The organism is Alteromonas aquimaris, from assembly GCF_026183695.1.
Lineage (GTDB): Bacteria > Pseudomonadota > Gammaproteobacteria > Enterobacterales > Alteromonadaceae > Alteromonas > Alteromonas aquimaris.
On record NZ_JAPFRD010000010.1, the window covers coordinates 201,012 to 217,331 of the forward strand.

Below are 16,320 nucleotides of genomic sequence, written 5' to 3' on the forward strand. Positions count from 1 at the left end.
TGACAGTGATAACACCTTACTCATGTTAACTTGTATATACAAGTGTAGACAAGTAAACTAAATAAAAGTCTTTTACCTGAGAGCCTCTATTATGTCTTCCACGTTCATCAAAAATGCACGCATAGCTACTGCAAATGAACACGGCGACTTTGTTCATGTTGATGCAACTGAAATGTTGCTTAAAGACGGAAAAATCTACGCGATGGGTAATAACTTAACCGTTGAGGCTGAGACCACGGTTGATGCTAACGGCCAGTGGTGCTTACCCGGGTTTATCGATTGTCATACTCACCTGGTTTACGGGGGCAACCGCGCCAATGAATTTTCTCAGCGTCTGACTGGAGTGAGCTATGAAACCATCAGTAAGCAAGGAGGGGGAATCAAAAACACTGTGCGCGCCACACGAGCATTGGATGAGGATTCGTTGCTCACCCAAACCCTTAGAAGAGCAAAACGTCTTGCCGAAGAAGGAGTAACCACGGTTGAGATAAAGTCAGGCTACGGTCTAGATAAAGAAACTGAAATCCGTATGCTAAACGTGGCGCAGAAAGTGGGCGAACTCGCCAATCTCAATATTCAGCGTACATTCCTAGGGGCGCATGCTCTTCCCCCTGATTCCGAATTATCTGCAGAAGAATATATCGATTTTGTTTGTCAAACGATGATCCCGTATGTCGCCGAACATCAATTAGCAGACGCAGTGGACGTATTTTGTGAACGTGTAGGTTTTAATCTGGCTCAAACCGAACGGGTCTTTATGGCAGCGAAACAATCAAATTTACGCGTAAAAGGCCACGTTGAACAATTGAGCGACAGTAAGGGGGCGGCCCTTGCAGCAAAATACCATGCACTGTCGGTAGATCACATTGAATATTTGGCCCAGGGCGATGTCCCTCTGTTAGCCGAAGCAGGCACGGTTGCTGTGTTGTTGCCGGGGGCATTCTACTTTTTGAAAGAAACCCAGCTACCACCGATTGAGACTCTCAGAAAATATAAAGTTCCGATGGCGGTTTCCACCGACATGAACCCGGGCACCTCGCCCATTGCATCGCTGTTAACGTGCACCAATATGGCTTGCGTTTTATTTGGCCTCACCACTTCAGAAGCATTGACAGGCATAACAGCCCATGCAGCAAAAGCGTTAGGGTTGACACGAAAAGGGATAATTAAAGAAGGGTTTGATGCGGACGTTTGTTTGTGGGATATCGGGTCGCCTGATTCTCTGGTATATGAAATTAACGGTTATCGCCCCACAGCTAAATGGATAGGAGGTAAACGTGTCCTTTAAAACTTTGTGGCAAGGTAGAGTCGATGCAGAAGATGGTGCAACAGGACAGCGCTGGCATCAGGTTGTAAAATTCGAACGCTCCTGCGTCTCAAAAGAGACAACTACCCTAATAGGCTATCCGAATGATCTGGGTGTGGCGGCTAACAAGGGTCGAGTAGGCGCATCGGGAGGACCGAACGCTATCAGGCAGTTTCTTGCCAACTTACCCTGGCATCAAAACAGTGAACTGTTAGATGCGGGTGACGCGCCCATTTCAGATGAGCTTGCAACAACCCAGTCGGCTTTTGCCGCTAAAGTAGTAGAAGCACTAGAAAATGGTCAAAGTGTGCTGGGCCTGGGGGGCGGACATGATATTGCATGGGGCAGTTTCCAGGGGTTGGCCCAACATTCTGCTAAACGCATTGGAATAATTAATTTTGATGCCCACCTCGACTTGCGCAAACCGGCTCCAGCCACCTCATCGGGCACCCCCTTCAGACAAGTGGCAGAATACTGTCAACACAATGGACTGCAATTTCACTATGCCTGCTTAGGCGTTTCAAAAGCTGCAAATACTCAAGCCCTATTCGATTATGCTGAAAAAACACACACCAGCATGCTGTTTGATATTGATTTTACCTTGAGCAATGCCCAGCAAGCGATATTGCCTATGCTTAGAGAGGTTGATCAGCTTTACGTTACCGTGTGTATGGATGCCTTTCCGGTATCTTTGTGTCCTGGTGTTAGTGCTCCGTCCGCGCTGGGCATTTGTCCAAATGAAACCATAAAAGTCATACAGTGGCTCAGTAACGCATGTACCGAGCATGATGTAGAGTGGCGGCTAAGTGATATCGCCGAATTAAATCCAAGTTTGGATAGCGATAACAAAACAGCACGTTTTGCTGCGCGCATTGCTTTTGAATTGACCAGCGCAATGAGTCGCTTTTAAATTCCCTGGCCAATAGGCGGGCGCAACTAACTTTTATTATGGAATGAACGAGCGGACGGATAGCACCACTCCATGCCCCATCTTGTCGCGCAAAAGTGGTTAGGGGCTTTTGAATACGTATTCATTGATTTCGTCCTCCTACGCCTACCACGCTTGTTAAATTCCAAACTTTGTCTTAACAATTTGGGTCTTACAAACATGGCTACAGATACTGCTGGACAATTGGTTGGCTACCCCACACACTGCTACAATAATGATAATTCTGAAGGTTACGGAAGATTTATAAAACTGTTGCATAAAGCGCATGTCCATACGCATATTTGTTAAGTTTTTGTTACCCAGACAGGATGAATACGTATGCAGTCGCTTGTGTCGCTAAAACCACAGGCGGTACTATTTCATCGTCCTAATAGATGCATTTTAATCTAGAACAATAATGCTTGAAATAAGCAAAGAAAACACACATTACTACTCAGGATTCTGATATGAAAACATTCAAACCCAATTTAATTACCACGGCTATTGTTGCCAGTGGAATTACACTTGGCTCGTTGCCAGTTATGGCACAGCAAAATGATACCAGTCTAACTGACGCAGAAGAGCAAACTGTTGAGGTAATTGAAGTTTCAGGTATCCGTGCAAGTTTACAAAAATCTCAGGCAATCAAAATGTCTGAAACATCTATTGTAGAAGCGATTACTGCCGAAGATATCGGTAAGTTACCCGACTCAAGTATCGCTGAATCAATCGCTCGCCTACCCGGTCTGGCCGCTCAGCGTTTAAACGGCCGTTCAAGCTCAATCTCTATTCGTGGTTTAGGTGAAGACTTCAGTACTGCGACGTTTAATGGCCGCGAACAGGTAACCCTTGGTGACAACCGCGGTGTTGAGTTTGACGTATACCCTTCTGAAATCATGAACGAAGTTATCGTTTATAAAACACCAGAAGCGACACTGATGACGCAAGGCATCGGTGGTACTATCGATATGCGTACCATCAAGCCACTTGCCCATGGCGAACAAACTGTTGCGGTAACCCTGCGCGGAGAGAAAAACGATATTGGTGCATTAAACCCGGATGGTGAAGACACTGGCTGGCGTGGAAGTTTCTCTTATATTGACCAGTTTGCAGACGACAAAGTAGGCCTGGCTTTCGCCTATTCTCACATGGACTCACCTAATAACGAAGAACGTTTTAATACGTGGGGTTGGCCCGATGGCACCATTGGCGGTATGAAGCCGTTTGTTCGCTCAGCCGAATTAACTCGCGATACGTTAATGGCAGTAGTAGAGTTTAACCCTTCTAACGATTTACGTGTTAATGCCGATGCACTGTACATTGATTTTGAAGATAATCAGGTGCTACGTGGTATTGAGATCCCTGCTGCGTGGGGTGATGCGGGTATTCGTGTAGACGAGACCTTAAATGGTCAAAGCTTAACGGGTCGAATCGGTGGACCTGGTTCACCTGTTGGTGGTGTTGTGCGTAATGACGTTACCGTTCGTGAAGCAGAACTATTCGCTTTGGGCTTAAACATGGAATACGACCTGAACGCAGACTGGGTACTGGAATTTGATGTTGCTTACTCACAAGTGGAACGTAACACCTGGGCCCTTGAGACCTATGCAGGTTCTGGCCGTGGTTTTGCAGATCGTCAGCCTGAGCAAATCAATTTTAGTTTTGCTCCAGACTTCCAAAGCGTCAACCTTAATCCAATGCTGGATTACGGTGATCACAGTGTAATCCAATTAGGTAACCCGCAAAGCTGGGGTTGGGGGAACTTAACTGATCTTGAAAGCAATGATGATCAGGATGGCTTTATCAATACGCCAACCATTGACGATGAGTTGACTACGTTGAAGCTAGCCGCTCAGCGCGTGATTAGCAATGACTTCATTAGCAGCATCGAATTCGGTACCTATTTCAGCCAACGTGAAAAATCTAAACAAGATCTTGGTTTATTCTTAACCCTGCCAGGTGCGTTAGACAGCGACGGCAAAGTCATTCCTGGATATCGGATGCCGGTTCCTGAAGAATATCGCCTGCCAAATACCTCTTTAGCCTTCATTGGCATAGATGACATGATTTCATTTGACTCGTTCAGATTCTGGAGTGATGGCAACTATGTTGAATTTGATTCAAGAGTGGCCGACCCGGCACGTTGGGAAAACACTTGGGATGTATCTGAAGACATTTCGTTAGCCTTTATAAAAGCCAACATCGACACGGAACTTGGCAATGTACCGGTGCGCGGAAATGTGGGTGTTCAGGTTGTGCATACCGACCAAAGCTCTGACGGTTTCACTACACGCCGCCTTGCGAATAGAAGAGTAGTGGTGAGTAATACATCAGGGGGAGATGACTACGTCGAAGTATTACCTAGCTTGAATCTGATATTTGATATTGCAGATGATCAGGCGGTTCGTTTTGGTGTGTCTAAAACCATGTCGCGTTCTCGTATGGATCGTATGAACGCAAGTACAGGTGATCTGAACTATAACGAGCAAGTGGGTATTTGGTCTGGCTCGGTTGCAAACCCTGGCCTGAAGCCCGTTACTGCGAATCAGTTAGACTTAACCTATGAGAACTATTTCCATGCTGAAGGTTATTTTGCTGCTGCGTTGTTCTATAAAGACATCAGTGACTGGCAGGAAAGACTACCCTCTTTCGTAGATACATCTGACCTGACTCCTCCTACTGGGCAGCCTGTAGCGCCAATCGGTGTGCTTTCATCCTGGCAGAACGTCGGCGACGGTGAAGTGTCTGGTGCCGAGTTCACCGTTTCTTTACCAGGTGTGATGTTCTCTGACGCTCTGGAAGGGTTTGGTGGTATTTTCTCTGCTACATTCTTAGACAGTGAGTTAAGCTATCAGTTAGAAGTACCTACCGACCTTGATGGTGGTACGCAAGTGATTGAATTTACCAATAACGTACCCGGCCTTTCGGACGAAGTGTTCAATGCAACTGTCTATTATGAAAGACATGGTTTCCAGACACGTGTAAGTATGAGAAAACGTACCGATTTCTTAGGTGAAGTAGCGGGTCTAAGCTTAAACCGTGAACCAGTAAACGTGAATGGCAGCACCTTAGTAGATGCGCAAATCAGTTATGACTTCTCTGAGTCTGGTATTGAAGCACTTGATGGACTGACTGTAACCCTTCAGGCGCAAAACCTGACTGATGAAGAGTTCATTACTTACCACTCGGTTGATGGCGGAACTGACGTACGCGACGTTCAACGTTTTGGTCGCAACTACTTATTTGGTATCAACTACACCTTCTAATAGTTAGTTTTAGCTAAACATTAGTAATGCAAATACCCTTGCGGGACTCGTCTCACAAGGGTATTTTTGTTTCTGGCAAGTGCAAACATTGGGCACAAAAATAATATGAAAGTAGTTATCGTTGGCGGGGGCTCTTCTGGCTGGATGGCGGCAAGTCTGTTATCCCGTCTTATGGGTAACCAATTGCAAATTACCCTGATAGAGTCAGATCAAATCCAGACCGTGGGAGTGGGTGAAGCTACCATTCCCGCTATTCAACATTTTAACCGCGTATTAGGAATTGACGAGAGAACCTTTCTGAGTAAAACCAAAGGATCAATAAAACTGGGGATCAATTTCAACGGCTGGTTTAATGCCGATGAAAGTTATATGCATGCGTTTGGAGCGATTGGAAAAGATATGGGACTTGCGGGGTTTCATCATACCTGGTTAAAAGCCAGAAGTTTGGGTGAAACAAAAAATCTGTGGGACTATTCGTTAAACTTCCAGGCAAGTAAACAAAATAAATACACCACGCTGCCCACTATCCCTAATACTAAAATGTCAGGACTGGTGCATGCGTATCATCTTGATGCCGGTCTCTATGCCGCTCATTTACGCCAGTTAAGTGAAGCGTCAGGCGTTAAACGCATTGAAGGCAAAGTAAACCACGTTAAGCTTGAACCTGCTTCAGGTTTTATTGAGTCGTTACAGCTTGAGTCCGGTGAAGTCATCAGCGGAGACCTCTTTATCGACTGTTCTGGCTTCAGGGCTTTACTTATTGAAGGGGCGCTTAAAACAGGTTACGAAGACTGGCGTCACTGGCTACCCTGCGACAGGGCAATTGCTGCGGGCAGTGACAGGCTTTCTCCCCTGCCCCCTTATACATCATCAACCGCACATGAAGCTGGCTGGCAGTGGCAGATCCCGCTGCAGCATCGCACAGGTAATGGCTCGGTTTATTGCAGTGACTTTATGGATGATGACACGGCTTTAAATAATCTGCTTAATAATATAAACAGTGAACCGCTCAACGAACCTAAAGTCATTCGTTTTATCACCGGTCGCCGGCAAAAGCAGTGGTACAAGAACTGCGTATCACTAGGCTTGTCCAGTGGTTTTATTGAACCATTGGAATCGACGAGCTTGCACTTGGTGCAAGCAGGGCTGGTTCGGTTAGTTAAGTTTTTCCCCCACAAGCGAATTAATGCCGTAGACGTTGACGAATATAATAAACAGTCAAAAATTGAATTTGAGCGCATTCGTGACTTTATTATCCTGCATTATTACCTGAATAATCGAAACGGTGCGTTTTGGGAGCGCTGTCGTCACATGGATATTCCCGACTCCCTTGCCAGTAAAATAGCGTTGTTCAAAGAATCGGGCAGAGTTTTCCGGGAACAGGATGAATTATTTACTGAAATCGCCTGGATCCAGGTGATGCTGGGCCAAGGGATTGTACCCAGGCAATTTCATCCCCTTGCTGACAGTTTGTCAGATGCGCAGCGAAGTGATTTACTGACAAGTCTGAAGCAGTTGATTGACGGTACGGTAAATCAACTACCCACCCATGAATCGTTCTTGCAAACCATGGTGTAGTTGTGTTTTCTAATGGCGAGTAACCGCCATAGTGCTTGCTTATTTCAGGAACGGGCGGGCATTAAGAAAAAAGCGCCACCGCACTGTTCTGTGTGAAGTGGCGCTTTTGTTAATTCTCAGAACCAGACAACATCACCTTATATTCCCACGGTTTTAGTTCGTAGCTGGATTGCGCATCCACAGTGATTTGATTGCCGTTAAGATCACTGTACTTCCCAAAATGCTTCTTATCGTCAAACGTCACCGCTATGTTCTTTGAGGTGAAATTAAACAGAGCGAACACTTTGTTGCTATCCTTTTCCCTTATAAACGATAGCACTTCATCCGGAGCACTGTTTTTAACACGCAGCATAGTAGCTCCTTCTTTGCCGTGCCACAGCGCAGGGTTATTCTCTAAAACGGTATTTAGTTGCGTAATCAAATCGGCGAAGTGATGAGATTTCCATTGAATAGGGTCCTTTTCGAAAAATGCTAAACGCTTATCATTGCCAGCCTCAACCCCATTGTAAATTAATGGCATGCCCTCGCCGATGAAAGACAAAACCAGTGCAGCTTCCACGCCATCACCTAGGCGCTCATACATGGTACCTTCCCAGGCATTGGCATCATGATTGGACACATAGGTCATACGATAGGCATCTTTTGGATAGGCACTTTCGTTCCATGAGTAATAAACGAACAGTTTGCTCATTTCCCCTTCATGCTTGATCACGTGCATAACAGCTTCGTGCCAGCTCCAGGCATAGGTCATATCAAAGGCGTGAGCATGCAAGTCGCGGGACTCCCATTCTGCCAGCATGAAAACAGGTTTAATCGCATCCAGTTCTTTACGCGTATTGTTCCAGAAATCTACAGGCACAAATCCAGCGACGTCAGCGCGGTAGCCATCGATATCAAATTCTTCAACCCAGTACTTGAGCGCGCGCGTCATATACTGACGAAGTTCGGGTTTACTGTAATCCAGATCAATAATGTCCGACCAATCCCACCAGGGAGTCGGACGGAAATTGCCGTCGTAATCCCGTTCATACCAGTCTGGATGGTTTTCAACTAAGTCACTGTCCCAGGCGGTGTGATTCGCAACCCAGTCTAAAATGACATACATGCCCTGCGCATGGGCCTCATCAATGAATTGTTTAAGCTCGTCGGCTGTACCAAATTCTGGATTGACTGCGAAATAATCCTTAACCGAATAAGGGCTCCCTAATTCCCCTTTTCGGTTTTTTGCACCAATCGGATGGATCGGCATCAACCACAGAATATCTACGCCTAGCTTCTTGAGTCTGGGTAGTTGCTGCTGCGCAGCCTTAAAAGTCCCCTCGGGCGTAAACTGTCTGGTATTGATTTGGTAGATAGAGGCATTTTTTGCCCACTCAGGATGAGTGAGATGAATATAAGGCGCAGGCTGATATGCGGCTAACGTCTGGTTTTTAGCATCCTGAGCTTGCAGCATAAAACTGGCAAGCAACGTAACTAAGAGTGTGAAGCGTTTCATAAGCATCCATTATCATAGTGGTTTACTTTTACGATCGAAAGTGATGTGTGCTTTTCTTCAGAAGAGTACAACACGCTTTTTTTTCCAACGTTCGATAATCCAACAGTCTAGTTATTCAGCTATCTGCGTGTCGGATTACACATTCTTCTACTCTCTATGCGCTATACATTTTGAAATCACGAAGCGTCGCTTCAGCGTGTAAACACATTTCATCACAATCAGATACTAGCCTACTGCAGATTTAACTGACGTGCTGTTGAATACGTTTGCAGCAAAAAAAAGCCCGCTTTAAAAAGCGGGCTTTTATCAACCGTTTAAATTACCAGCCAGTAGCTTCGCGTAACGCTTTACCGATGTCTGCTAATGAGCGTACAGTTTTAACCCCTGCCGCTTCTAACGCTTTGAATTTCTCATCTGCCGTTCCTTTACCGCCAGCAATAATGGCGCCTGCGTGGCCCATACGCTTACCTGGAGGCGCAGTCACACCAGCAATATAAGAAACAACCGGCTTAGTCACATTTTCTTTAATAAATGCCGCCGCTTCTTCTTCTGCTGTTCCACCGATTTCACCGATCATGACAATCGCTTCTGTCGCTGGATCTTCCTGGAATAACTTTAAGATGTCGATAAAGTTTGAACCCGGAATAGGGTCACCACCAATACCAACACAGGTAGACTGACCAAAGCCTTCGTCTGTAGTCTGCTTAACCGCTTCATAAGTCAATGTACCAGAGCGGGATACAATACCCACCTTACCCGGCTTATGAATATGACCAGGCATGATACCAATCTTACACTCGCCAGGCGTGATCACACCGGGGCAGTTCGGGCCAATCATGCGTACACCTTTCGCGTCCACATACTCTTTTACATAAAGCATATCAAGCGTAGGAATACCTTCGGTAATACAAACTATCAGTTCGATACCAGCATCAGCAGCTTCGACGATAGAATCTTTACAGAAAGCAGCTGGAACATAGATAACAGAAGCGGTTGCGCCCGTTTCTTCTACCGCTTCTTTAACTGTATTAAAAACAGGTAAGCCCAGGTGCTCAGTACCACCTTTACCAGGTGTGACACCACCGACCATTTGCGTACCGTATGCAATGGCCTGTTCAGAGTGAAAAGTCCCTTGTCCACCGGTAAAGCCCTGACAAATAACTTTAGTATTTTTATCGATTAAAACTGACATTATTTGCCCTCCGCTGCTGCAACAACTTTTTGTGCTGCATCTGTTAACGATTCAGCTGCAATAATATCCAGACCAGAGTTAGCTAGTACTTCACGGCCTTTTTCAGCATTTGTTCCTTCAAGACGTACAACTACCGGAACATTAACGCCGACTTCTTTAACAGCGCCGATGATACCTTCGGCAATCATGTCACAACGCACAATTCCACCGAAAATATTAACCAGAACCGCTTTTACGTTGTCGTCAGACAGGATAATTTTGAACGCCTCTGCGACACGCTCTTTGGTTGCGCCACCACCAACATCAAGGAAATTGGCAGGCTTACCACCGTGCAGGTTTACAATATCCATGGTGCCCATGGCCAGACCTGCACCATTGACCATACAGCCAACGTTACCATCCAGAGCTACGTAGTTAAGTTCCCACTGAGCCGCATGTGCTTCACGTGCATCTTCCTGAGAAGGATCGTGCATATCTTTCACTTTTGGCTGACGGTAAAGCGCATTACTGTCGATGCCCACTTTGGCGTCAAGACAGTGCAAGTTGCCATCTGCTTTAATTACTAACGGATTGATTTCAATTAGAGCAACGTCAAGCTCTTCAAACATTTTCGCCAACCCAAGGAAAATTTGGGTAAACTGTTTGATTTGTACGCCTTCCAAACCAAGTTTGAAAGCCATCTGACGAGCCTGATAGGGCTGAGGGCCCACAATTGGATCTATTTCGGCTTTAAGAATCTTCTCTGGCGTTTCTTCAGCAACGGTTTCTATTTCAACCCCGCCTTCTGTTGAGGCCATAAACACTACGCGACGAGAGGTACGGTCTACTACAGCACCTAAGTACAATTCGTTTTTAATATCTGTGCAGGATTCAACTAAAATTTTGCTAACTGGCTGACCTTTTTCGTCAGTCTGGAAGGTCACCAAATTTTTGCCTAACCATTTCTCAGCAAATTCGCGAATGTCGCTCTTATTTTTTACCAGCTTTACGCCGCCCGCTTTACCGCGGCCACCAGCGTGCACCTGGCACTTTACTACCCACTCATTTCCGCCAATGCGATCAGCGGCTTCCATTGCTCCTTGAGGAGTATCTGCTGCGTATCCTTCAGAAACAGGCAGGCCGTATTCTTTGAATAACTGCTTACCTTGATATTCATGCAAATTCATGGTGTTTCTATCCGATTTTTATTAAGACAAAAGCCGCGTTAGCGACTTGATTCAAAGTGCTGATATTATAGGCCGAATATCAGCGTGTGGAGAATGAAACGTATATTAAATACGTTTCATCTCACTTTTTACTGTTTTATAGGGAAAGTCCCTTATACATCCAGTAAAAGACGTGCGGGATCTTCCAGCATTTCTTTTACGGTTACCAGAAATCCTACAGATTCTTTACCATCTATGATTCTATGATCATAAGATAGCGCTAAATACATCATAGGTAGAATTTCTACTTTACCATTTACCGCCATAGGACGATCCTGAATCTTATGCATACCCAGTATTGCACTCTGAGGCGGATTGATAATAGGTGTAGACATTAATGAACCAAACACACCGCCGTTGGTAATGGTAAAGTTGCCGCCTTGCAAATCTGCCATAGACAACTTGCCATCACGTCCCTTAAGTGCAAGGTCTTTAATGCCCTTTTCGATACCAGCCATTCCTAGGGAATCGGTGTCTTTCAACACAGGCGTGACCAATCCACGTGGAGTCGAAACCGCGATCGAAATATCAAAATAATTGTGATAACAAATATCATCACCATCGATGGAGGCATTGACTTCGGGGAATCGCTTCAGTGCTTCTGTTACCGCTTTAACATAGAATGACATAAAGCCTAAACGGATACCGTGGCGCTTTTCGAAACTTTCCTGGTACTGCTTACGCATATCCATAATAGGTTTCATGTTAACTTCGTTAAATGTAGTTAACATGGCGGTGGAATTCTTCGCTTCTAACAAGCGATTAGCTATCGTCTTACGAAGACGTGTCATGGGCACACGTTTTTCAGTTCTCTCACCGGTAGGCAAGTTCGCGCTTGACGTATCAGCCTGTGTAGTAGCCGCTTTGCTTTCACCTTTATCAGACTTCAGGTGTTGTTCCACATCTTCTTTGGTGATTCGACCGTTCTTGCCGCTACCCTTGATTTTCGCAGGATCAACGCCTTTCTCTGCAAGTAAGCGTCGGACGGACGGGCTTAAAGCATCATTATCGTCACTGGCTGATGTATCTTCCTGATCAGAAGAAGGTTTTGCACTGTCACCGCCCGCAGCACCGGCTTTAAATTTACCGATGACTTCTTCGGCACCCACAGTAGTCCCTTCATCTGCAAGGATTTCAGATACAATACCATCTGCAGGGGCAACCACTTCAAGTACAACTTTATCCGTTTCAATATCGACCAGGTTCTGGTCACGGCTAACTGATTCACCAGGTTGAACGTGCCAGGTTGCAATAGTGGCGTCAGCGACTGATTCAGGTAGCACTGGCACTTTTATATCCGACTCTTTACCTTCACCTTTAGGGGCTGGTTTGGAGTCAGCTTTGCTTTCTTTGCTACTGCTATCTGACTCAGATGATGAATCAGACTTAGGTGCAGACGATGCAGCCTTTCCTTTTTCATCAAGTTTAGCAATGACTTGTTCACCAAGTACCGTTTCACCTTCACCGTCAATGATTTCACTAATAACACCATCGGCCGGAGCTACAACTTCCAGCACAACTTTATCAGTTTCAATATCAACCAAATTCTGGTCACGCTTTACCGAATCACCAGCCTTAACATGCCAGGTTGCAATCGTGGCATCAGCAACTGACTCAGGTAGGACCGGAACTTTTATCTCAATTGTCATCATTGTTCCTTATTTAATCGTAAGTGCGTCTTCAACCAGCGCTTTTTGTTGCTGATTGTGAACCGAAACATAACCTACTGCAGGCGAGGCAGCAGCTTCACGGCCTGCGTATCTCAAATGCGCCCCATCAGGAATGGCTTGCCAGAAGTGATGCTGACTATTGTACCATGCCCCTTGGTTTTGCGGCTCTTCCTGACACCAGACCCAATCTTTTACATGACCATAATTTGCCACGATTTGTGCACACTCTTCCTGAGGAAACGGATAAAGTTGCTCAAATCGAATAATAGCCACATCTGTTTGTTCATTTTTGCGGCGTTGTTCAAGCAGGTCGTAATATACCTTACCTGAACACATTACCACGCGTTTAACGTTGTCAGGATTCAGCTCATCAATTTCGCCAATCACATTATGATAAACACCTTCTGCCAACTCATCTAATGTTGATGTAGCAAGGGGGTGTCTTAAAAGTGATTTTGGTGACATTACAATTAATGGCTTACGCATCGGTCTTAAAACCTGACGACGTAACATATTAAATACCTGTGCTGGCGTGGAAGGAATACACACCTGCCAGTTATGATCCGCACATAGCTGTAGGAAGCGTTCAAGTCGCGCTGAACTGTGCTCAGGCCCCTGCCCCTCGTAACCATGAGGAAGCAATACGGTAAGACCACATAAGCGGCCCCACTTGGCTTCACCTGAGCTTAGAAACTGGTCGAAAACAACCTGCGCACCATTGGCAAAATCGCCAAACTGAGCTTCCCAAATAGTTAAACACCCAGGTTCCGCTGTCGCATAACCATATTCAAACGCCATCACCGCTTCTTCAGATAAAACAGAGTCATAAATATCTATTTTACCCTGCTTATCATGAAGGTGTTGAAGAGGAATTAAACAAGCGCCATCTGTTTGATTGTGCAAAACCGCATGACGATGGAAGAAGGTGCCTCTTCCAGAATCCTGGCCGGTTAAGCGAATGGCGTTGCCAGCATCCACGATAGCTGCATATGCCAGGTTTTCTGCCATTCCCCAGTCGAGATTTTTATCCCCTGCTACCATGGCTTTGCGGTCTTGATATAGCTTGTTTACCCGGGAATGTAGCTTAAAGTCATCCGGATAGGTGGTAATTTTTTCACCCAGTTCTTTCAGTTTTTCGACACTTATGGCGCTGTCGTAATCAACATCCCAATCGTGCCCCAGGTAAGGACTCCAATCAACTGAATGTTCAGTCATTGGACGCCACTCTTCAACCACACATGCACCATGGTCCAGTGCGGCTCTGTATTCATCGGTTAACCGCTCAATTTCACGCTCTTCAATGCTGCCTTCAGCTGTTAACTGGTCTGCATAGATTTGGCGGGGAACTGGGTGTTTTTTAATTTTCTGATACATCAACGGCTGGGTTGCATTAGGCTCATCTGATTCGTTGTGACCGTGTCTGCGGTAGCACACCAAATCAATAACCACATCCCGTTTGAACTTGTTACGATAAGCAAGTGCCAGTTTGGTCACAAACAATACCGCTTCAGGATCGTCAGAATTTACATGAAAGATGGGTGCCTGTACCATTTTTGCGATATCGGTACAGTATTGTGTTGAACGCGTATCTTCGGTTTTTGAAGTAGTAAAGCCAACCTGATTATTGATCACAATCCTGACTGTACCACCCACCGCAAATCCGCGGGTTTGCGACATATTAAATGTTTCTTGCACCACCCCTTGTCCCGCGATCGCCGAATCACCGTGAATGGTGATAGGTAATACTGCGTTAGGGTCATTCTTGCGACGTTCCATACGGGCTCGTACAGACCCCATTACCACTGGATTAACGATCTCAAGATGTGAAGGGTTGAATGCCAGCGCTAAATGAACATTTCCACCTGGGGTAGCAAAATCGGAAGAGAAACCTGCATGGTACTTAACATCACCTGCGCCAAGCGACTCATCATGCTTACCAGAAAATTCGTCAAAAAGTACAGAGGGATTTTTGCCTAGTACATTCACCAGAACATTCAATCTTCCTCGGTGCGCCATACCCACCACGACTTCTTTCGTGCCCGTGGTGCCCGCCTCAGAAATAAGCCCTTTAAGCATGGGGATTAACGAGTCTCCCCCCTCTAGCGAAAATCGCTTTGCGCCTGGAAATTTGGAGTTAAGATATTTCTCCATTCCATCTGCAGCAATCAATCCTTTCAGTATCTGACGCTTTTCATCTTTACTGATTTCAGGTTTCGCTTGCACTGATTCGAACTGATGTTGAATCCAACGTTTCTGTTCTGTGTCAGTGATATGCATGTACTCTGCACCAATGCTTCCGCAATAAGTGCGATTAAGTGATTTAAATAAATCACCTAATGACATGGTCTCTTGACCCACCGCATATGAGCCAACGTTAAATACGGTATCAAAATCGCTTTCACTTAGTGAATGATGCGACAACTCCAGGTCTCGAACGCGATCTTGTTTCCATAAACCTAAAGGATCCAGATTGGCATGTTGATGCCCGCGAAACCGGTACGCATTAATTAACTGAAGTACTTTTACTTGTTTTTCGTCCGAGCCGCCAGTACTGGTGGCTGGAGCACTGCTCATGCGCGCCACTGGTCCTAACGAGGCCAGTTTGCGGAACTGGTCACGAATAGTAGTATGATTATCTTCCAGTTGAGTGCCTTCAACTTTTGGCAGACTATCGAATACCTGACGCCACGCCTCTTCGACGCTTTGCGGATCTTCAAGATAAGCCTCGTATAACTCTTCAACATAAGGCGCATTTGCCCCTGCCATGTGTGAAGAGTCCCACCACGCTTTCATCACGCTGTCTTGCATTTTTGTGCCTTGCTTCGTTAAAAACTTACTAGTACGAGAAGTTCTAAGCGATTGTTTATTTATTAAACAACCCTAATCCCTTAAATAAAAATAGCCATCCAATACGGATGGCCATTTAGTGCATTACTACTATCAACAAAATGTTGAAAATGCCTAACTAAACAGCCCGTTGTAAAAGCATCGACTTAATCTGGCCGATTGCTTTGGTCGGGTTCAACCCTTTCGGACAAACGCTTACGCAATTCATGATGCTATGACAGCGAAATACGCTGAAAGCATCATCAAGATCATTTAAGCGCTCTTCAGTGGCAGTATCGCGACTATCAACTAAGAAGCGATATGCGTGCAACAATCCTGCCGGGCCGATAAATTTATCAGGGTTCCACCAGAATGACGGACATGATGTCGAACAACACGCGCATAATATGCACTCATAAAGACCATCAAGCTTAGCACGCTCTTCAGGAGACTGCAGGTGCTCTCTTGCAGGAGGCTGTTTACTGTCGTTAATCAGGAACGGCTTGACTTTTTCATACTGGGTATAGAATTGTGTCATATCGATAACCAGATCCCGCACTACTGGTAACCCGGGTAGAGGGCGGATTGTTATCTTACCTTTACCCAACGCGGATAATGGCGTAATACATGCCAGACCGTTCTTTCCGTTCATATTGATACCGTCTGAACCGCAAACGCCTTCTCGACATGAACGTCTGAAAGATAAAGTTGGATCTTGCTCTTTAAGCGCCAGAAGAGCGTCGAGCACCATCATATCTTGCCCTTCATCTACTTCAAGCGTGTAATCCTGCATGTGCGGCTTTGCATCGACATCAGGATTGTAACGATATATAGAAAACGATAATTTCATGCTA

Annotated in this window: 10 protein-coding genes; 4 read left to right on the forward strand and 6 right to left on the reverse strand. The window is 45.6% G+C overall.

The features are described 5' to 3' along the window. The first annotated feature begins 91 nt into the window (after positions 1-91). From hutI to OPS25_RS08590, 4 genes are all read left to right on the forward strand, one after another. The gene (gene hutI, locus OPS25_RS08575) at positions 92-1,288 is read left to right on the forward strand and encodes an imidazolonepropionase (protein WP_265617276.1); all 1,197 of its coding nucleotides are present in this window, start codon (positions 92-94) and stop codon (positions 1,286-1,288) included. Further along, positions 1,278-2,216 carry a formimidoylglutamase gene (gene hutG / locus OPS25_RS08580; protein ID WP_265617278.1) on the forward strand — a complete coding sequence of 313 codons (939 nt, stop codon included), beginning with the start codon at positions 1,278-1,280 and terminating at the stop codon, positions 2,214-2,216. Before hutI ends, hutG begins: the two co-directional genes overlap by 11 nt. Before the next feature lie 485 nt (positions 2,217-2,701). Then, positions 2,702-5,500: a TonB-dependent receptor gene (locus tag OPS25_RS08585; protein ID WP_265617279.1), complete on the forward strand. Its 2,799-nt coding sequence runs from the start codon at positions 2,702-2,704 to the stop codon at positions 5,498-5,500. Between the two features lie 105 nt (positions 5,501-5,605). Continuing rightward, positions 5,606-7,078: a tryptophan halogenase family protein gene (locus tag OPS25_RS08590; protein ID WP_265617280.1), complete on the forward strand. Its 1,473-nt coding sequence runs from the start codon at positions 5,606-5,608 to the stop codon at positions 7,076-7,078. A gap of 109 nt (positions 7,079-7,187) precedes the next feature. Here the strand turns inward: OPS25_RS08590 and OPS25_RS08595 are convergent, their stop codons facing one another. The 6 genes from OPS25_RS08595 to OPS25_RS08620 form a co-directional block, all read right to left on the reverse strand. Then, on the reverse strand, positions 7,188-8,531 hold the full coding sequence (locus OPS25_RS08595) for an alpha-amylase family glycosyl hydrolase (protein ID WP_407080229.1): 1,344 nt from the start codon (positions 8,529-8,531) through the stop codon (positions 7,188-7,190). 361 nt (positions 8,532-8,892) lie between these two features. Then, the gene (sucD, locus tag OPS25_RS08600; protein WP_265617282.1) at positions 8,893-9,765 is read right to left on the reverse strand and encodes a succinate--CoA ligase subunit alpha; all 873 of its coding nucleotides are present in this window, start codon (positions 9,763-9,765) and stop codon (positions 8,893-8,895) included. Further along, the gene (gene sucC, locus OPS25_RS08605; protein WP_265617283.1) at positions 9,765-10,931 is read right to left on the reverse strand and encodes an ADP-forming succinate--CoA ligase subunit beta; all 1,167 of its coding nucleotides are present in this window, start codon (positions 10,929-10,931) and stop codon (positions 9,765-9,767) included. Before sucC ends, sucD begins: the two co-directional genes overlap by 1 nt. 152 nt (positions 10,932-11,083) lie before the next feature. Beyond that, positions 11,084-12,619 (reverse strand): 2-oxoglutarate dehydrogenase complex dihydrolipoyllysine-residue succinyltransferase, encoded by a 1,536-nt coding sequence (gene odhB / locus OPS25_RS08610; RefSeq protein ID WP_265617284.1) that lies wholly within the window; start codon positions 12,617-12,619, stop codon positions 11,084-11,086. 9 nt (positions 12,620-12,628) lie between these two features. Then, a complete protein-coding gene (locus OPS25_RS08615; RefSeq protein ID WP_265617285.1) occupies positions 12,629-15,448 on the reverse strand; it encodes a 2-oxoglutarate dehydrogenase E1 component in 2,820 nt (939 codons plus the stop codon). Between the two features lie 157 nt (positions 15,449-15,605). Then, on the reverse strand, positions 15,606-16,316 hold the full coding sequence (locus tag OPS25_RS08620) for a succinate dehydrogenase iron-sulfur subunit (RefSeq protein WP_265617286.1): 711 nt from the start codon (positions 16,314-16,316) through the stop codon (positions 15,606-15,608). Positions 16,317-16,320: the final 4 nt, after the last annotated feature.